Below are 17,669 nucleotides of genomic sequence, written 5' to 3' on the forward strand. Positions count from 1 at the left end.
GCAGGACGTTCGGCCGTATTGCAGCACGGGCCACGTGGCGCTTTGTCAGGGCAATGTCAGGAATGTGCTAGGGAAGCCATAAGGCGGACAAGCGTACTTGTCGCTCCAGGCGAATGCTGCCTTGCTGGCTACGCTCCACCCAGCTCACCGTTCGCCAGTAGCGCCCACGGGGGAGTGTCAGTGGCGGGAAGGACTGTGGCAAGACCTGTTCGTGCGCCTCATGCCAGACCGGCAGCCAGTTTTTGCGCCCCAGGTCGTAGATGGCCATCCGTAGCTCTGGTACAGGGCAGGAGGGGGGCAACGGGGGCGCAGGTGCAATTTGCCAGCCCTCTTCACCCGTATTTCTCAGCACCCCTTCCGGCAAGGCGGGTGGCAAAATCAGCCATTGCTGCTGAGGGGTGCCCCCCGGAGCCTTCCATACCAGCCGATACAAGCCCGCTCGCCAAGGCAAGGGTTCATCCGGGGTGGCCAGATCAAACTCACCGTTGGCTGTCCACTGAATGGGTGTAGCCTTGCTCTGCTGATCCAGCAGTACCGCACCATCTTGCCGGATCAGCTGCAGTTGCGTCAGCCGCTGTCGACTCACGCCATGCAAGCGTACTCGATAGCGCTGCATTAACGGCTCGCGAATCCGATCCAGCTCCAGTGTCCAGACCGGGTTGGCCATGGTAATAGCCGGAGCCAGCGTCTTGCCGCATTCCTGTTGCAACAGTAGCGGCCAGGCTGCGATTAGCTGTTGTTGCCAGTCCGCGTTGCCAGCCTGCCAGGCCTCCACCCAGGCGGGCAGCAGCGCATCGACCCGCCCTTCGAGCACCGCTTGATGAAAGCGCGTCATGGCATCCTGCCGCATGAACCACGCCGAGGGTGCCGCTTGTACACCCGCGCAAAAAAGGGCACACACCCAACCGGCCCCCCCCCTCATGACGGGCTCACGATTTGCAGCCGGTAGCCCAACCCGCGCAGGGTCTCAAGTGGCAGGCCCGGCAGCTTCTGCCGCAGTTGCAGGACATGGGTATCCACCGTGCGCGTGGTCGGGAAGTGATCGTAACCCCATACCTGATTCAGCAGCTCATCACGGGTCAACACTTTGCCCAGGTGCGATACCAGGCAGCCAAGCAAATCATACTCGGTACGGGTCAACCCCACTTCCTCACCCTGCCAGTACGCCTTGCGCTCACGCAACACCAGCTCCAGCGCCCCCACCACCCGACGCTCAGGCTCGACGCCACGCAGCTGTACCCGCACCCGCGCCAGCAGCTCTTCCACTGCAAACGGCTTGCTGATGTAATCACAGGCCCCGGCATCCAGTCCGGCAATCCGGTCACGCACGTCGACCCGTGCCGTCAGCAGCAGCACCGGGATGGGCTTGAGTTGCAACCAGGCGGGCAACCGGTCCAGTGCATCCCCTTCCGGCAACTGCCGGTCCAGAATCGCCAGATCAACAGCTGGCCAGTGCTCCGGCACGGCGGCCATTTGCAGCAGCCAGTGGCAACGGTAACCCTCGCGCTCCAGCGCCTCCTTTACCCCTGCACCCACACCGGGGTCATCTTCCAGCAACAGGATGGTATTCATGCTTTGGGCAACACCAGGCTGAAACAGGTCGGCGGCCCCGACAGGCTGAGATGGCCACCCATACGCCGAATCATGGCTTCCACAATGGTCAGCCCCAGGCCCATACCCTGTCGACTTTGAAAAGGCCGAAGCAAGGCAGGCAACGCACGTGCCGTCAACGCACCTTGGTCCATGATCTTCAACCGCACCCATTTGCGGTCTGCTTCTACTTGCACCCTGACTGCCCCCTGTCCGTGCTGCTGTGCGTTACGCAGCAGGTTGTCAAAACAGGTGGCCAACCAGTAAGGACTGACTTGCACGGCACCATCACAGATGACTTCGAGTGGCACAGATGTTTCATCCAGGCGTTGTCTGGCCCATTCGGCCACGGAGGGGAGATGCTGCATCGCAGCAGCCTCTGCACCGGACTGCAAGTAGTCTCGGCTGGCTTCCGCCAGTTTTCTCAACCGTACCCCATCATCACACAGGCGAGCAAACAGCGGGTGAACCTCGGCAGGCAAATGATCAAACCGGGCCCGTAACCCTTCAATGGTCAGCCCAAGGCTGGCGATGGGCGTGCGCAACTCATGGGTCAGCACCTGCAGAATGAGCTGTCGCTCCCGCGCGGCGCGGCGGCGCAGCCAGAGCCGTTGCAACAGCATGGCCAGACTCACACCCAGCAGCAATAGCAGGATGATCCCGTACCATAGCCAACGGGGTGTCGGTTCTGACAAGCGCCAGCATCCCGCTCCCACCGGATACGGGCAGAAGCCTTCATCCCGCTCTGGCTGCCAGTGCAGGTCCTGCTGTGCCAGCAAGGGCTGCCAGACCTCCGGCGCATACACGCGGTAGCCGCCGGACTGCGCCATCAGCAAGCGATCTCCCGCCTGTATCCAGGGCTCACCATCCAGCAAGCGATTCAACTGCGCGTCATTCAAGCGGCTGAGCTGCGCCAGCATGCCCTGCTGGGAAGCTGGAAACACACGCTCGCGCAAATGGAGGTAGGGCTGCAAGGCAGCACGCCGTGCAGGCGCTTGCTGCAAGGTTCGCGCTGCATAACTGCCGCCGCCGGGATGAATCCAGCCCGAGCGGGCATACCAGGCATCTGGCAACGCGCGATTTTCACAGCGAGCACGCTCAAACTCCACGGCGGCCTGCAGACCGGGCCAGTCTGGCAACGGCCCCTGGCATTGTTGCTGATAACGGTACAGCTGCTGCAATGCGTCGAGCGGGTAACGGCTGGTTTGCGGCTCCATCTGCGCCGGCTGCAGCAGGGGTAAGGGCAATGCCCGCTGCAGGTCCTCGCCACGCCACACCATCAGCACAGGCGCCTGCAGCATGGATTGGCGAAACCCCTGGTAAGCCTGGTCCACCGAGCCCGCAGCCGCATGCAGCAGCCATGGACAGAGCCACAGCAAGCCCAGCCAGACCCTCACGCCGACTTCACGCCCTGGTTGGCCCAATGTCTGCACTGCTGGAACCGCTCCTCACTGTCCCAGGCATCCATGATCGGTGTGGTCACCCTGCCCAGTAATTCCCGCGTCTTGGCCTTGTCTCCCTTCAGACAGGCAAAGTAGGCGAAGTTATTGATATTCCACTGATCCGGGTATTGACGCAGTACATCGTCCATGGCGTTTTTCATCCGCGGCCAATTGACCTTCGTGTCTTGAAACAAACGATCGCCAAAGTAAGCTTCGGCAGCGTACCAGTAGACACGGGCATAGGGCCCATCACCATCGGTTGCCTTGTTATTGCGTGCCGCACGCGAAGCAATGCCCTCCAGATGATATGGTAATTGGGTGGTATTGCATCGGTAGTATTCCAGCGCTGCGAAATACATTTGATAGTGCGCGGGGAAGCGCGTCATACCCTCTTCCAACAACTTGTCGAACTCCTGGGGCTTCCAGTCATGGGTGCATCCTGCGTAACCAATCTGGACATACCAGGAAGGATCTTTGTCCGAAAAGGATTTCGTATGCAAAAGTAAGTCATAGCCCCGTCTCCAGAATAAAGAGGCCTGTTCTCGCCCCCTGTCCGAGCGTATCTGCCGCCCCCGTTCCAACAGTGCGGCCGCGTAGGCAATTACCGGCGTCGCCGAAGCGGGGAAACGCTTTTGCCAGCGCAGCAGCGTCTGTTCAACTTTGTTCCAATGTTGGTCATTTGCCAGGTCCATCCACGAAAAGCTCATGTAAAACTGCGTCAGCGCCCATACGCCACTTCCAGTGCGAGTTTGCCGATCCCGAAAAATCTGGGCCACCTTTTCCAGATCGTCAAACTTTTCCCGCTGCAAGCTCTCCTGAACCTGTAGCTTGAGTCGTGTCCGAAATGTCAGCTCATCCTCTGCCTGTACCGAAATACTCAGCAGCAGCATGAATCCGATCAACCCAACACGAGCCCAGCTAGTGCCAAACCGCATCCCACCTCTCCTGTGACAATTGCATATAAGCATAGCAGTTCGGCCTGATGCGCAACACGCCCTCCTGCATTACACTGCACCATTTGCCACCCGAGACGCCCACGCCGTGAAAACCGCCCTTCTTGTTATCGACATGCAGCAAGGCCTGTTCAGCACCCCGCCGTTTGAACTGGCACAGGTAATTGAGCGCATCAATCAGCTGACCACTGCAGCCCGTGCGGCGGGCCAACCGGTGATCTGGATCATGCACGAGAAGCCGGAGAGCCCGCTGGCGTACCAGTCTCCCGGATGGCAGCTGCAGCCCGGATTGCTGCGAGAGCCCAGCGATCGGGAGGTACGCAAAACCACGCCGGACTCGTTTTTGCGGACCGAGCTGCAAGCGCTGCTGGATGCGGAGCAGGTCAAACAACTGGTGATTTGCGGCTACGCTTGCGAATTCTGTGTTGATACCACGGTGAGGCAAGCAGCAGCGCGTGGCTACCCGGTCTCCCTTGTCGCGGATGCCCACACCACGCACGACAAGCCGCACGCCACCGCTGCCGCCATTCGGGCCCATGAAAATGCGACCCTGCCCAATATCAGCAGCTTCGGGCCACGTATCCAGGCCCTGAACAGCGCTGACATCCACTTCAATACGGCATCATGAGCGTGCATATGTCACTCACGGCCCACACATACAGTATCCCCAGCTTCGAATCCGAACGTCTGCTGCTGCGCCCTTTCCAGCAGGCAGACTTTGAAGCGATGGCCCGTTTTTTTGCGGATCCGGTATCCCAGTTTTACGGCGGTCCCTGCTCACGAGAGGATGCCTGGCGCAAGATGGCGGTATACGCCGGCCACTGGCTGCTGCATGGCTATGGCCCATGGGCGCTGGAGGAGAAGGCCAGTGGGCAGTTTGTCGGCCTGTCCGGCCCCTGGTTTCCGGAAGGCTGGCCAGAGCCGGAAATTACCTGGGCACTGCTGCCGGAGCATCATGGCAAAGGCTACGCGACCGAAGCCGCTAGGCGTGCCCTGCAAGCGGCTTATGAGTATTGTGGCTGGACCACGGCCATCAGCGTGGTCGCTACCGGCAATGTCGCTTCACGGGCCGTAGCCGAGCGTCTGGGGGCCCAGCTGGAAGCCACCATGCCATTTCGTGGCGGCGAAGGCTGGCGCTTCCGTCATCTCTCCCCTGCGATGCTGCGCTAACCTCCCCTTTATACCCAGTCATGTCATGGACATGGTCGCCTGCCCCGATTCGACATCCTCCGGGGCAGGTCAGCCCTCCTGATCAACACTCTCCATTTTTTACCTCACGCTCATTCCTGCGTTCCCACCGCCTGTCGGGACAATGACCGCAGCATCAACGGGCTACCTCTCATTTTTCTAGCACCATAGATGACTACGTCATTTTTTATAATTATTTTTTACTTTAAATATCAATTACTTAAACAAAGATTACATTTATATGCGATGGGAATTTTTATAGAAAACATGGGTTTTAACAAATTTTGACAATTCAAACTGGGCCTACGTACGATAAGAAAAAGCCTCACCAGACGCGTACGGAAGGGGCAAAGGATGTCTTTGGACACCCCCTTTTGCCACAGGGATGAAGTATATGAGCAGGGAAAGTTACACCATTGCAGGACTGGAACTGTCCGCTGAGTCAGGAAAGTCATGCATCGTTCCGACGTTGCAGACTTACAAGATTCGCCTGTCACGCAGCGGCCAAAACCAGGCCTTGCTACACCGGATGTACGCCAGCCGGGGTTACAGCATGGAAACCACCATCAGCCATGCACCGGACGCCAGCACCATCGTCGCGCAGGTGGGCGAGAATGCCTTGGGCACCCTCAGTGTCAATTTCAAAAGTGAGGCCTTGTCTGCCGCACAGCTGTACCCGGAGATCATCAGCCGTCTGCATGCGGAAGGGCGTCGCCTGTGTGAATTCGGCCGCTTTGCTGTTGACCCCAATGTTCGCTCCAAGCGCGTACTGGGTGCCATGTTTCACATTGCCATGCTGATTGCCTGTCGCTTGCGCGGAGCTTCGGACATCGTGATCGAAGTCAATCCGCGCCATGTCGGCTTCTATCATCGCGCACTCGGTTTCAGCATCATCGGCGAAGAGCGCCTGTGCCAGCGCGTGAATGCACCCGCAGTGCTGCTGCATATCCCCATCGCTTATGCCCAGCAACAGATACAGCGCTTTGGTGGTCGCCCGGATCTGGCCGCCAAGGAGCGCTCGTTCTATCCCTATTTTTTCTCGCCAGTGGATGAAGCCGGCATCCTGAACCGCCTGCAACAGCTCGACTAAGCCTGCCGGGTGGCATTTGATCAGAAGTGAGTACTTGTCATGTTGTTTGACTATGGTGAGGCATTTTCCCGCAATCTGGGTTGGGTCACGGAAGCCGAGCAATCCACGCTACAGCGCAAACGCGTAGCGATTGCGGGGCTGGGTGGCGTAGGCGGCAGCCATTTGCTGACCCTGACCCGACTCGGCATCGGCGCGTTCACGCTGGCCGACTTTGACCGTTTCGATGTCGCCAACTTCAACCGCCAGGCCGGGGCCATGATCAGCACGGTAAGCCAGCCCAAACTGGACGTGATGCAGCGCATGGCATTGGACATCAACCCACAACTGGACATCCGACCTTTCCCCCAGGGCATCTCCAACGCCGACCTGGATGACTTCCTGACCGGAGTGGATCTGTATGTCGACAGTCTGGACTTCTTTGCCTTTGACATCCGGCGCGCCATCTTTGCCGCCTGCCAGCACAGAGGCATCCCGGCCATCACCGCAGCCCCGCTCGGCATGGGCACCGCTTTCCTTGCTTTCCTGCCGGGCAGCATGTCTTTTGATGACTACTTTCAGATGGCAGGCCAGAGTGATCTGGAGCAGGCCCTGCGCTTCTTGCTGGGTCTGGCACCCAGCATGCTGCATATGGGCTATCTGGCGGACTATAGCCGGGTTCGCCTTGACCTCAAGAAAGGCCCGTCTACGGTCATGGCCTGCCAGCTGTGTGCTGGTGTGGCCGCCACGGAAGCGCTGAAAATCCTGCTGAACCGTGGCAAGGTCGTCGCCGCCCCGAGGGGAATCCACTACGATGCCTATCGGCAGAAGCTGCGTCATACCTGGTTGCCCGGCGGCAACCGCCATCCGCTGCAGCAGCTCAAGCTCGCCATCATGCGGCGAATCCTGCGTAAAAAACTGGCGATGGCACCCGCATGAAGCCAGACTGTCCGATCTTGCAGGTGCTGGATGCCGCCCGCTGGGCGCCCAGTGGTGACAATGCACAAGCCTGGCGCTTCGAGTATCGCGATGCGCACCACGCTATCATCCATGCTTTCGACACCCGCGAGACTGTCGTCTACGATATGGACGGTCGCCCGAGCCAGATTGCACTGGGTGCCTTGCTGGAAACGGCACATATTGCTGCAGCGGAGCTGGGCTACCGGGTAGAGGAGCAATGGCCTGAATCACCGGATACCGCACAAGCGCTGCGTCTGAGCCTGCGGCTACACCCAGACGCTGCCCTCTCCCCCAACCCGCTGTATGCCAGCATTCGCCAACGCACCGTACAACGCCGCCCCCTGCAGACACGTCCTCTGACCGCGGATGAAAAACACGCCCTGCAAGCCGCAGCAGGTCAAGACTGGCAGCTGGTCTGGCTGGAGGGGCAACAGCGTAAAACGGTCGCCCGGCTGCTCTGGCGCAATGCGCTGATCCGGCTAACCATGCCGGAGGCCTACCCGGTACATCGGGATATCATTGAATGGGGTGCGCAATTCAGCGAGGACCGGATCCCGGACCAAGCCATCGGCATGGACCCGCTGGGCTTGAGACTGATGCGCTGGGCGCTGGCCAGCTGGCAACGTGTCCGCTTCCTCAACCGCTACCTCGCCGGTACCTGGCTGCCCCGCCTGCAGCTGGATTGGCTACCCGCGCTCAAATGCGCCGCCCATTTTGCCCTGCTGGCCAAGCATCCCCCGCAAGGGTTGATAGACCATGTCAATGCCGGGCGAGCCTTGCAGCGCTTCTGGCTGACGGCCGATCAGCTGGGTCTGCAGGTGCAGCCGGAAATGACACCTTTGATCTTCAGCTGGTATGTCCGCTCAGGCCGTCCGGCCAGCCAGGATGTCACCATCGGCGTACGCATGCAGCAATTGCAGCAGCAATTGCAAACCTTGCTCGGCGAAGACCCGTTGGCACGCGCCGCCTATTTTGGTCGCATCGGAGCTGGACCGCGAGCCAAAGCCCGCTCACTAAGACGACCATTGTCGGCCTTGATGCTGGCAGGGGCACCCAATGAACCCAGCAGTGCACATTGACACTGGTCCAAAGGTCAACCGGCTACCCGCGTGTATTGCAAGCACATGACGGCAGTGTTTCAATAACCCTCCCGATGGGGAGAATGACCCGACCCGATGCCCGCTCGCCAGACCTTGCAAGCGCTGTATGCGCTCTACCCTCAGGTGTTGTCCCGGTTTTCGTCTGATTTCGATAACCGCGAGTTTTGCCGTGCCCTGGCGCAAGCTGATCAGGCGGCCTTTCTGCAAGCCTTGTACGATCAACCCGGGCCTCACCCCTTGCAACAGCTGCAACGTAACCTGATCCGGACCTTGCAGCTCCCGGCATACCAGCGCTGGGTGCAGCGTAACCCGACCAGCAGCCAGGCTTTTCCTGAGCACTCCGGCAAAGATTGGCACCGCCTGCCCTGATTCGCGCAAGAACCGGATTGTCGTTCCCCCTCCATAGCAGGACACTGACAGCAATACTTTTGCCATGGAGATTGTCATGTCCTTTCGCATTCGCGGCCTGCCCGCTGCCCCTTTCGAGCATTTGCTGCCATTAAGCGATGCCGCACTCAAGGCACAAGGCATACAGCGCCTGATCATCCGCGAGCCGGACAGCGCGCCATGTCGCATCAGCCTGCAAGATGCTGCGGTGGGCGAGCGCGTGCTGCTGCTGAACCATGCTCACCATGCCTCCAGCAGTCTCTATGCGGCCAGCGGTCCCATTTTCATCCGTGAGTCCGCACGGGAAACGTTTGATGCGATGAATCAGGTACCGCGTGCACTGCGGCTGCGCCTGCTTAGCGTACGCGCCTACGCAGCCCATGGCGACATGGTGGATGCCGATGTCTGCGAGGGCGCGCAACTGGAAACCTTGATCTCGCGTTTCTTCCAGCAGGCTGACGCCCAGTTTCTCCACGTCCATCACGCACGCCGAGGCTGCTATGCTTGCCGTATCGACCGCGCCTGAGCCCATGATGGAACCGCCCCTCAACCTCTCGCACTTCCAGCTGGTACAACGCGCCATCGAGTATCTGGTTGCCGAGCGAGAGCAGCAGCCCTCACTGGAGCAGCTGGCACAACATGTGGGCAGCAGTCCATTCCATCTGCAGCGTCTGTTCGTGGCTCACGCCGGGGTCAGCCCGAAGGAGCTGCTGCAAGCCATGACCCTGCAGGACGCCAAACGCTGGCTGCGCCAGTCCAGCAGCACGCTGGACACCAGCTATGCGGTGGGCCTGTCCAGCACTTCTCGCTTGCATGAGCTGTTTCTCTCGGTGGAGAGTGTCAGTCCGGGCGAGTATCAGCGCGCGGGGGCCGGGTTGACCCTGCATTGGGGCATTTTTCCGTCCTTGCTCGGCCCAATGCTGCTGGCCAGCAGTCCACGTGGGCTGTGCCACGCCAGCTTTGTTGAAGCCGAGGAAGACCCCATTGCCCTGCTGCAACAGGAATGGCCACAAGCGCGGCTGCTGCACGATGAGGTCGCCTTGCAGATCACGGCCAGCAATCTGCAGCAGCGCTTGTCGGGTCAACAACCGGAGCAGCGCCTCGGCATCCTGATGAAGGGCAGCCCCTTCCGCCTGCAAGTCTGGCAAGCGCTGATGCGCGTCCCCGCCGGCCAAATCTGCTCCTACTCGGATCTGGCCCGCATGATCGGTCAACCGCAAGCCAGTCGGGCAGTGGCACAGAGTGTGGCCAGTAATACCCTGGCGGTACTGATTCCTTGTCATCGGGTCATCCGCCAGAGTGGCGAGCTGGGTGGCTACCGCTGGGGCAGCAGCCGCAAGGCGGCCTTGCTGGCGCTGGAACGCGCGCGGCAGGATCACGCGGATCTGGCCGTCTGACTTGCCAGCCGCATGGGCTTCGCCTATCGTGGCGGCATGCAAGCAGAACACTTTACTTGGCAACACTGTAAGGATGGCCGACTGGAAATCCGCCACCGTGGGCTGCTGGCCGCCGTGGTTCCCGTCCGGCAAGCAGCGGGCTTGCTGCAGAAACTGGCGCGCCTGAACGAAGCCGAGGTGCAACGCCAGCTGGCGATTCTGACCGGTAACTACCGTCGCGGCAATGAGCGCGCCGCCAGCGGTCATGCCCGTAACCGCCAGGCGCCATGAGTACTACAGAAGCCTTGCTGGCTCGACTGCAAGCCATCACCGATGAGCTGCAGCACTGCTCGCATGCCTACCCTGAACTGTTTCCCGCCTGCAACACGGAGACCCCAGAAGGGATAGCGCTGGACAATCTGCTGCTGGCGGCGACCCACGAGACGGCCAGCCAGCTTAGCTTTCTGTTGCAGGATATCCACGGCTTGCATGCGCGACTGGCGCTGATGGCGGCCAGGCCGCAGTTCACTCGCCATGAGCAAGTCATGATCGGAGAGCAAGGCTGGTCCCTGCCCTTGCTGCAGGTATTGCATCAATCCCGCCCGACACAAGCGCTGGATGAGCTGTCACAGCAGGTCAAAGCGTTTCACGCCACCTGGCAAGCCTTACCTAAGCTACGTCTCACGCTCGATGCAGCTTAGCGCCGTGTGGAGGTCAGCATTCCCACGCTCAAAATATTTACCGAACGGTACAGTGTAGTCTAGAATGCATACTTAATTGTCACCATCCTTCTTTCAGGAGCACGCCATGTCTGCCCTGCTGGCCAGCCTGCATCATTTGCTGCTGTTTACCCTGATCGCATCCTTGAGTGTCGAGTATGCGCTGCTCTCTACTCCGCTCTCCCTGCCAAGGGCCAATGCCCTGCAGCGGGCAGACCTGATGTATGGCCTGTCTGCCTTGGGCGCGCTGCTGGTTGGTTTCAGCCGGGCGGGGCTCTATGAGAAAGGCATGGCGTACTATAGCCATAGCCTGCCGTTCTGGATCAAGGTCGGTGCTTTTGCGCTGGCCGGGCTGCTGTCGATACGCCCCACCCAGGTCTTTTTGGGCTGGCGCAGCCGCACCCAGCAAGGTGAAGTGCCTGATCTGGATGAACAGCAGCGCCTGCGCCTGCAACGTACTGTGGCGCTGGAGCTGCTGTTGCTGATGGTGATGCTGGTGTGCGCCGCATTGATGGCCCGAGGAGTAGGCTATCTGGGCTAGGCCCTTACGCTCGCTTAAATCTGCGCCAGCCCGCCATCCACCGCCAGCTCCACGCCATTCACGTAGCTGGCGGCATCTGAAGCAAGGAACAGCACACCGGCGGCGATCTCTTCGGGCTGTGCAGAACGGCCACTGGGCGCAGCCTCCTGCATCCAGCCCTCCATCTGCGCCAGTTGCTCATCATTCAGACCCAGACCGCCTTGCTGGATTGCGGTCATGGTCACACCCGGGCTGATGGCGTTCACTCGGATGCGGCGTGGTTTCAGATCCGTCGCCCAGCTGCGGGCAAAGGAGCGGACAGCCGCCTTGGTGGCGCTGTACAGGCTAAGGTTGCCCATGCCCTTGCTGCTGGCTACTGAGGCATTCAACACAATGCTGCCACCATCCTTCAGGTGCGGCAGCAGGGTTTGCACGGTAAAGAACACCCCCTGCACATTGGTACGAAACAGGGTGTCGTACTCGCCTTGGCTGGTCAGCCCCATCACGTTGTAATGCGCCACCCCGGCATTCACAAACAGCGCGTCCAGCGGCTGCCCGTCCTTCTCCAGCCGCTCGGCCAGCGCAGTCAGCTGCAGCAGGTTGCTGCTGTCCGCCACCACCGGCACTGCTCTCGGTCCCAGCTCAGCTGCGACCTTGTCCAGCCGGGCGGCATCTCGCCCGGTTAGGTAAACCCGGGCAGCACCTTGCGCCAGAAAGGCTTTGGCGCTGGCCAGACCAATACCGGATGAGGCACCGGTGACCAGGATGGTTTTGTTTTCAAATGTGTTGTTCTGCATGGCAATCAATCCTTGGTTGAAGTAAGCCAGCACAGTATGGTCAGCTTGCATTGATTCAACAATCCACCTATTCTTTAATAAACAGGTGATTAAATTTCATGAATTCAAACCCAAGCCTGCACGACCTGCACATCCTGCACCGGGTCGCCACGACCCTCAGCTTTCGCAAGGCCGCGCTGCAGTTACAGCAGACCCCCTCTGCCGTCAGCCATGCCATCACCCGACTGGAGCAACAGCTACAGGTGCGCCTGTTCAACCGCACTACCCGCAGCGTGCGCCCCACCCCCGCGGCCGAGCAACTGCTACAACGGCTGGCACCCGCTTTTGCGGAAATCGACGCCGCCCTGCAACAACTGCAGGACAGCCAGGGAGAGCTGCGGGGCAGACTACGCATCAACCTGCCACGACCAGCCGCGCATCTGCTACTGGCGCCACGGATGGGGGAATGGCATGCCCGCCACCCGGAGGTCGAGCTGGAGCTGGCGATTAATGATGCGCTAGTGGACATCGTGCGGGAGGGGTTTGACGCTGGCATCCGCTTTGGTGAGAGCCTGCAGCAAGGCATGGTGGCCACGCGCGTGGGCGCACCGGTGCAATTTGTCGTGTGTGCAGCCCCGTCCTATCTGGCGCAGCATGGCACACCCCAGCATCCGGCTGAGCTGCTACAGCATGCTTGCCTGCAATTGCGCTTTCCCAGCGGGGCCTATTACCAGTGGGAATTGCAGCGGGAGCAGGAGAAGATGCAGCTGGCCTGTCAGGGCCCGCTGGCCAGCGATGATCTGGAGGTCTTGCTGCAAGGTGCCCTGTCCGGCATGGGGCTGTGCTACCACTATCAGGCGATGGTGGCCCCCTATGTGGCACGTGGAGAGCTGGTCTATGTGCTGCAGGATTGGTGGCCGCCAGCCGAGCATTTCTATCTGTACCACCCCGGCAGGCGGCTGCGGCCCGCACTGCTGCAGGCCTTGGTCGATTTTCTGCGTAGCCCGCGCTGAGTGCCGGTTTACCGGCACTCAGCGGTGCTGGACTTACGCTGCAACCGTGAAACGGCGCTGTAGGTGACGGCCTTGCTCGATCTCGTCGACCATGGCGACAGCCAGATCAGCCGTGGTGATGGTGGCCGGTTGGCCGTTGACCATGGGCCACATGTCATCGCCACCCAGGCGGTAGTTCCCGCTGCGCTCACCCGGTACCAGCAGCGGTGGCGGCGACACAAAGCTCCAGTCCAGCCCGGTTTCAGCCGGCAACCAGCGCAGCACTTCACGCGCTGCGGATGCACCCGCCTTGTATTCTGCCGGGAAGGCATCGGTGTCAATAAACTGCACGCCCGGTGCCACATACAGGCTGCCTGCGCCACCTACAATCAACACGCGCTTGATACCGGCCTGCTTGATACCGGCGAGGATGGCACGGCTGCCTTGCAGGAACAGGTCATACAAGGCCGCCTCAGCCCAGCCGGGATTGAATGCACTGATCACCGCATCGTGCCCGGTGACGGCTTGCGCCACTTGCGCCGCATCATAGACATCGGCCTTGACCACCGTCAGCCCGGCCTGGGCTTGCAGCTTTTCCGGCTGGCGGGCCAGCACGGTCACTTGATGGCCGCGTTGCAGCAGCTCCTGCAGCAGCGGGGTGCCTACATAACCGGTTGCGCCAATCAGTGCGATCTTCATTTAGGTAACTCCTGTGTGGGTAGAAAGTGATGCCAGTATGAACTTTGATTTTCTTTATGATAATTCCCTATTATTCGCTATTATTAATAAGTAAAACTTAACAATAGGTGCGGATCATGGATAGGCTGAGGCAGATGGCCGTGTTTGCTGAAGTCATGCAGGCGGGCTCATTCTCGGCGGCAGCCCGTCGACTCGATATGACGCCTTCAGCGGTCAGCCAGCACATCCGCCAGCTGGAACAGTCGCTTGGGCTGGTCTTACTGCACCGCTCTACGCGCCGACTGGCAGCCACCGAAGCGGGAAGCCGCTTTTACGAAGGCTGTGCCGAGATGGTGGCCGCGGCCCGCCGGGCAGAGCAGGCGCTGCATCTGCTGCGTGATGAGCCAGAAGGGGAGCTGAGGCTGGCGGCCCCGATTGACTTTGGCGGTTTGCTGGCTCAGGCGCTCGCCCCCTTGCGCCGCTTCCCGCGTCTTTCCGTGCAGCTCTTGCTGGACGACCGGCGGGTAGACCTGATCGAAGAGCGTGTTGATGTTGCCATCCGGGTCGGCTCACAGCCCGACTCCAATCAGGTGGCACGCCCTTTGGGAGTGATACCCCGTCAACTGTGTGCCGCACCGGCTTATCTGGCCTCGCATGGCATGCCCCAGCATCCGCAAGACCTGCTGGCCCACGATTGGCTGTGCCGACCCGGCGGCGAGTGGCTAGAGTTAAGCGGCCCATCAGGTCAACTGGAGCGCCTGCGAGTAGAGGGCCGCGCCCGGGCCAATCAAGTCAGCACACTGCATGCACTGTGCATTGCAGGCTGGGGGATCCATATTGGCGTGGGCTTCAGCGACCGGCAAGCGCTGGCGGAAGGTCGCCTGCTCGCCATCCTGCCAGACTGGCACCTGTCCGGAATGCCAGCCCACGCCGTCACCTTGCGCCGCGATGCACAGCCTGCCAAGGTGCGCCATACACTAGACATTTTGACCGGGTTCTTTCGTCAGGCCGATTACGTATTATCCAGCTCGTTTTCTCTGCACACTGAGGTCTGACATGCTGCATGAGCTAATCCACCGCCTGACCGGCCATGAGCTGCAAGCAGAAGACGTGCAACACATTGTCGCCGTGGTGGACGCGGCCCCATCCCAGCATCGCTATGCATGGGCGACTGAGGTCAAAGATGCCAGACTCGCCGCACTACTGGAGCAGCTGACGGACTACCTGGCCATCGCCACGCAACTGGACGAGCTCCATGAACAACTGTGCGACTGGATAGAGCTACTGCCCCCCTTCCCGCCCAAAAATGCAGATGTCGCCCCACGCTACTTCCGCTGGTTGCAGGATGAGATTCGACACACCCCCGGCAGGGGCGGTCAGGTCCTGCTGCAGATTCACCGACCCTGGACCACGGATTGGTGCACCACGGTCGTACATCGTGCGGATGCCGCGCAAATTGTTGCGCTGTCCAGCCAGCAAGGCTGGCGTTTTCATGCCCCAGCCACTGCCTGAGCCACCGCCCAGATCAACTTGAGCCCCAACAGGATGAACAAGGCACTGCACACCCGGTCCAGCCCCCGCTGCACGCTGAGGTAGCGGCGCTGTAGTTCCGGGTGAGAGAACACTGTCGCCTGCAGCTGGTAAATGGTCAGCGAAATGCAGGCCACCGTCGCCACACTTGACCAACGCAACCAGAGGGGAATCTCGGGCGTGAACAAGGCGCCGAACATACCGGCAAAGAAAACCAGTGCCTGCGGATTGGTCAGGCAGGTACTGACACCCCGCCAGTAGGCACGCCATAGATCAGTAGCCTCCGGCATAGCACCCGGTGAGCGCGGCGTTTGGGCGACGCTCGGTGCCCGCAGGATACGCCAGCCTACCCGCGCCAGCCACAGCCCTCCGACTGCCTGTAGCCCCCACATCAGCCAGGGCCAGCGTGAAATCAATACGCCCACCCCCGCTGCCGCCAGAGCGGCCCAGGTCATCGAGCCTGTCGTAATCCCCAGTGCGGTCAGCATGCCATACCGCCGCCCCTCTACCACCGCCGCCCGGCTCACCAGCAACGCATTTGGTCCCGGACTGATCGCAAGCGGGAAGTAGAGCCCTGCAACCGTCAGCAAAAAACCTGCCACACTCATACCGCCTCCAAACGTCACAATCAAGCAGCCAGCCCTTGCAGCAGCAAGCGCCCGCCCAACAGCAGGAACACGACACCACAGACCCCATCCAGATAGCGCTGTGAGGCCTGGTACCGGCGTTGCAATGGCGGGAAGGCAAACAGCGCGGCCTGCCCCAGGTAGCCCACCAGTGCGATGCCCACAACGGTCAGTACGCTGGCCAGACGTAGCAGCGGCGATACCTCTGCCGTGAACAAGGCACCAAACAGGCTGCTGAAAAACACCAGCGCCTGCGGATTGGTCATGCAGGTCGCCAACCCACGCCAGTAGGCTCGCTGCGCAGGTGCCGTTTCATGTCCATCACCGTTCACCTCCTGCGCAGGACGTTGCACACTGCGCACCAGCGCAACACCCATCCAGCCCAGATACGCCCCCCCGGCACACTGCAAGGCCGCGATCACCCCTGGCCATTGCCCCAGCATGACGCCGACGCCTGCCGCAGCCAGCGCAGACCACAGGAAGGCACCAGTGGTGATGCCTAATGCAGCCTGCATGCCCGTATGACGCCCCTCCACCATCGAGGCACGACTGACCAACAGCGCACAAGGCCCCGGGCTCAATACCAGTGGGGTGTACATGGCTGCAACCGTTCCCAGAAACACACTACTGTTCATGCTGCGCTCCATCATGTCGGTGATGGCATTGTCGAGATGTTCCGGCTGTCTTCCCTACCGAAATGGGTTATATTTCAGACTTAAACATTACTTTTTTCGATGGCCAAGGCTGCATGTCTGACATCAAACTCAATCAGCTCGCGGTACTGGTGGCGGTGGCCGAACAGGGCAGCTTCAGTCAAGCGGCAGTAGAACTGGGCTGCACCCAGTCGCGAATCAGCCACGCCTTGGCCGAGCTGGAGCGAGCGGTTGGCTGCCGCCTGCTGCAGCGCAGCCGTCGTGGCAGCAGCCTCACCATAGCGGGTCAGCAAGTCTGCCAGCAGGCCCGGCATATCCTTCAGCTGGTCGACAACATCGTTCCGTCGCTGCAGCAACCCGATGGGGTAACAGGCCGTATCAGCATTGCCAGCTTTCGCAGCATTGCAACCCATGTGCTGCCCACGGTGCTGACTTATCTGGCCCGTACCCATCCGGCGCTGGAGGTGGAGCTGCTGGATGGCTGCAAGGATTCGCATGAGGTGAATGATGCGGTTTGCAGTGGCAAAGCCACCCTGGGCATCAGCAGCTTCCAGTTGCCTGACACCCTGTTTCAGGCCCCTTTTCTGCACGACGAATTCATGCTGGTCTACCCCGCCAGCCTGAACGCCACCCAAGCCCAGCCGCTGATGCAAACCGGCCAGTTGCCCTATATCGAAGCAGGCAACGCCGCCCGCCAGGTGGTGCTGACCCACATGCAGCAGCAGGGGTGGCCCCTGCAGCCGGCCCGCACGCTCAACAGTGATGGCAGTATTCTCGCCCTGGTGTCGCAAGGGCTGGGCTTCAGCATCCTGCCGCAACTGGCGCTGTACCCGTTGCCGGAAGGGGTACGGCAACACCCGCTGCCTCGCCCGCTGTTTCGCCCGCTGCAACTCATCCTGCAGCACCCAAGCTGGCACCTGCCGACGCTACAAGCAGTGGTGCGCACCCTGCGCAACCGCGCGCTGCTGGCCCGGCTGGCGGTATTTCGCAACCACATCCTTCACTTTCGGGACTGAGTCACAGCGCTGATCATCAGCCTCACTCGCAGGGCCAATAGCGTCGGCAGGAAACGGCTAAAAAGCCAGCCTGCTGGCAGCAGCAGGCTGGCGGTAT

At 60.8% G+C, this 17,669-nt stretch carries 23 protein-coding genes; 15 read left to right on the forward strand and 8 right to left on the reverse strand.

Translation table 11 applies throughout. The features are described 5' to 3' along the window. Positions 1 to 67: 67 nt before the first annotated feature. The 4 genes from HF682_RS10450 to HF682_RS10465 are packed head-to-tail and all read right to left on the reverse strand — an operon-like array spanning position 68 to position 3,922. On the reverse strand, positions 68 to 922 hold the full coding sequence (locus HF682_RS10450) for a DUF2861 family protein (protein WP_308418726.1): 855 nt from the start codon (positions 920 to 922) through the stop codon (positions 68 to 70). Then, positions 919 to 1,572 carry a response regulator transcription factor gene (locus HF682_RS10455; RefSeq protein ID WP_168877235.1) on the reverse strand — a complete coding sequence of 218 codons (654 nt, stop codon included), beginning with the start codon at positions 1,570 to 1,572 and terminating at the stop codon, positions 919 to 921. The genes HF682_RS10450 and HF682_RS10455 overlap by 4 nt, the downstream gene beginning before the upstream one ends. Then, positions 1,569 to 3,023: an ATP-binding protein gene (locus HF682_RS10460; protein WP_168877236.1), complete on the reverse strand. Its 1,455-nt coding sequence runs from the start codon at positions 3,021 to 3,023 to the stop codon at positions 1,569 to 1,571. The genes HF682_RS10455 and HF682_RS10460 overlap by 4 nt, the downstream gene beginning before the upstream one ends. Beyond that, positions 2,984 to 3,922: a hypothetical protein gene (locus tag HF682_RS10465; protein WP_168877237.1), complete on the reverse strand. Its 939-nt coding sequence runs from the start codon at positions 3,920 to 3,922 to the stop codon at positions 2,984 to 2,986. Before HF682_RS10465 ends, HF682_RS10460 begins: the two co-directional genes overlap by 40 nt. Positions 3,923 to 4,073: 151 nt before the next feature. Between HF682_RS10465 and HF682_RS10470 the strand changes: the two genes are divergently transcribed. The 11 genes from HF682_RS10470 to HF682_RS10520 all read left to right on the forward strand — a co-directional run bounded on the left by HF682_RS10470 (position 4,074) and on the right by HF682_RS10520 (position 11,322). Next, on the forward strand, positions 4,074 to 4,613 hold the full coding sequence (locus HF682_RS10470; protein WP_168877238.1) for a cysteine hydrolase family protein: 540 nt from the start codon (positions 4,074 to 4,076) through the stop codon (positions 4,611 to 4,613). Between the two features lie 8 nt (positions 4,614 to 4,621). After that, positions 4,622 to 5,155: a GNAT family N-acetyltransferase gene (locus tag HF682_RS10475; RefSeq protein WP_168877239.1), complete on the forward strand. Its 534-nt coding sequence runs from the start codon at positions 4,622 to 4,624 to the stop codon at positions 5,153 to 5,155. 412 nt (positions 5,156 to 5,567) lie between these two features. Then, on the forward strand, positions 5,568 to 6,263 hold the full coding sequence (locus HF682_RS10480; RefSeq protein WP_168877240.1) for an N-acyl amino acid synthase FeeM domain-containing protein: 696 nt from the start codon (positions 5,568 to 5,570) through the stop codon (positions 6,261 to 6,263). A gap of 39 nt (positions 6,264 to 6,302) precedes the next feature. Then, complete coding sequence (locus tag HF682_RS10485) at positions 6,303 to 7,178, forward strand: ThiF family adenylyltransferase (RefSeq protein WP_168877241.1); 876 nt, start codon at positions 6,303 to 6,305, stop codon at positions 7,176 to 7,178. After that, positions 7,175 to 8,278, forward strand: a complete 1,104-nt coding sequence (locus HF682_RS10490) for a nitroreductase family protein (RefSeq protein ID WP_168877242.1) — start codon at positions 7,175 to 7,177, stop codon at positions 8,276 to 8,278. The genes HF682_RS10485 and HF682_RS10490 overlap by 4 nt, the downstream gene beginning before the upstream one ends. A 96-nt stretch (positions 8,279 to 8,374) precedes the next feature. Continuing rightward, on the forward strand, positions 8,375 to 8,668 hold the full coding sequence (locus tag HF682_RS10495; protein WP_168877243.1) for a hypothetical protein: 294 nt from the start codon (positions 8,375 to 8,377) through the stop codon (positions 8,666 to 8,668). Between the two features lie 76 nt (positions 8,669 to 8,744). Next, positions 8,745 to 9,212, forward strand: a complete 468-nt coding sequence (locus HF682_RS10500; protein WP_168877244.1) for a DUF1203 domain-containing protein — start codon at positions 8,745 to 8,747, stop codon at positions 9,210 to 9,212. A 4-nt stretch (positions 9,213 to 9,216) separates the two neighbouring features. Then, complete coding sequence (locus tag HF682_RS10505) at positions 9,217 to 10,083, forward strand: bifunctional transcriptional activator/DNA repair enzyme AdaA (RefSeq protein WP_168877245.1); 867 nt, start codon at positions 9,217 to 9,219, stop codon at positions 10,081 to 10,083. Positions 10,084 to 10,095: 12 nt separating this feature from the next. Beyond that, positions 10,096 to 10,353, forward strand: a complete 258-nt coding sequence (locus HF682_RS10510) for a hypothetical protein (RefSeq protein WP_168877246.1) — start codon at positions 10,096 to 10,098, stop codon at positions 10,351 to 10,353. Further along, positions 10,350 to 10,763: a hypothetical protein gene (locus HF682_RS10515; protein ID WP_168877247.1), complete on the forward strand. Its 414-nt coding sequence runs from the start codon at positions 10,350 to 10,352 to the stop codon at positions 10,761 to 10,763. The genes HF682_RS10510 and HF682_RS10515 overlap by 4 nt, the downstream gene beginning before the upstream one ends. A 106-nt stretch (positions 10,764 to 10,869) precedes the next feature. After that, positions 10,870 to 11,322 carry a DUF2214 family protein gene (locus HF682_RS10520; RefSeq protein ID WP_168877248.1) on the forward strand — a complete coding sequence of 151 codons (453 nt, stop codon included), beginning with the start codon at positions 10,870 to 10,872 and terminating at the stop codon, positions 11,320 to 11,322. 14 nt (positions 11,323 to 11,336) lie between these two features. Here the strand turns inward: HF682_RS10520 and HF682_RS10525 are convergent, their stop codons facing one another. After that, positions 11,337 to 12,098 carry an SDR family NAD(P)-dependent oxidoreductase gene (locus tag HF682_RS10525; protein ID WP_168877249.1) on the reverse strand — a complete coding sequence of 254 codons (762 nt, stop codon included), beginning with the start codon at positions 12,096 to 12,098 and terminating at the stop codon, positions 11,337 to 11,339. A gap of 98 nt (positions 12,099 to 12,196) precedes the next feature. On the opposite strand from HF682_RS10525, the gene HF682_RS10530 reads away from it, so the two are divergent. Next, positions 12,197 to 13,090 (forward strand): LysR family transcriptional regulator, encoded by an 894-nt coding sequence (locus HF682_RS10530; RefSeq protein WP_168877250.1) that lies wholly within the window; start codon positions 12,197 to 12,199, stop codon positions 13,088 to 13,090. A 33-nt stretch (positions 13,091 to 13,123) separates the two neighbouring features. Here HF682_RS10530 and HF682_RS10535 read toward each other — a convergent pair whose 3' ends face one another. Beyond that, on the reverse strand, positions 13,124 to 13,768 hold the full coding sequence (locus HF682_RS10535) for an NAD(P)-dependent oxidoreductase (RefSeq protein WP_168877251.1): 645 nt from the start codon (positions 13,766 to 13,768) through the stop codon (positions 13,124 to 13,126). Between the two features lie 116 nt (positions 13,769 to 13,884). Between HF682_RS10535 and HF682_RS10540 the strand changes: the two genes are divergently transcribed. Together HF682_RS10540 and HF682_RS10545 are read left to right on the forward strand one after the other, a co-directional pair. After that, the gene (locus tag HF682_RS10540; protein WP_168877252.1) at positions 13,885 to 14,802 is read left to right on the forward strand and encodes a LysR family transcriptional regulator; all 918 of its coding nucleotides are present in this window, start codon (positions 13,885 to 13,887) and stop codon (positions 14,800 to 14,802) included. Position 14,803: 1 nt separating this feature from the next. Next, positions 14,804 to 15,259, forward strand: a complete 456-nt coding sequence (locus HF682_RS10545) for a hypothetical protein (RefSeq protein ID WP_168877253.1) — start codon at positions 14,804 to 14,806, stop codon at positions 15,257 to 15,259. On the opposite strand, the gene HF682_RS10550 is transcribed toward HF682_RS10545, so the two are convergent. Both HF682_RS10550 and HF682_RS10555 read right to left on the reverse strand, forming a co-directional pair. Further along, positions 15,238 to 15,885 carry a LysE family transporter gene (locus HF682_RS10550; protein WP_168877254.1) on the reverse strand — a complete coding sequence of 216 codons (648 nt, stop codon included), beginning with the start codon at positions 15,883 to 15,885 and terminating at the stop codon, positions 15,238 to 15,240. The two genes, HF682_RS10545 and HF682_RS10550, sit on opposite strands and share 22 nt — an antisense overlap. Before the next feature lie 20 nt (positions 15,886 to 15,905). Then, positions 15,906 to 16,538 (reverse strand): LysE family translocator, encoded by a 633-nt coding sequence (locus HF682_RS10555; protein WP_168877255.1) that lies wholly within the window; start codon positions 16,536 to 16,538, stop codon positions 15,906 to 15,908. A 113-nt stretch (positions 16,539 to 16,651) separates the two neighbouring features. Between HF682_RS10555 and HF682_RS10560 the strand changes: the two genes are divergently transcribed. Then, a complete protein-coding gene (locus tag HF682_RS10560; protein ID WP_168877256.1) occupies positions 16,652 to 17,572 on the forward strand; it encodes a LysR family transcriptional regulator in 921 nt (306 codons plus the stop codon). Positions 17,573 to 17,669: the final 97 nt, after the last annotated feature.

The sequence above is a fragment of the Leeia aquatica genome (assembly GCF_012641365.1).
GTDB classification, from domain to species: Bacteria; Pseudomonadota; Gammaproteobacteria; order Burkholderiales; family Leeiaceae; genus Leeia; species Leeia aquatica.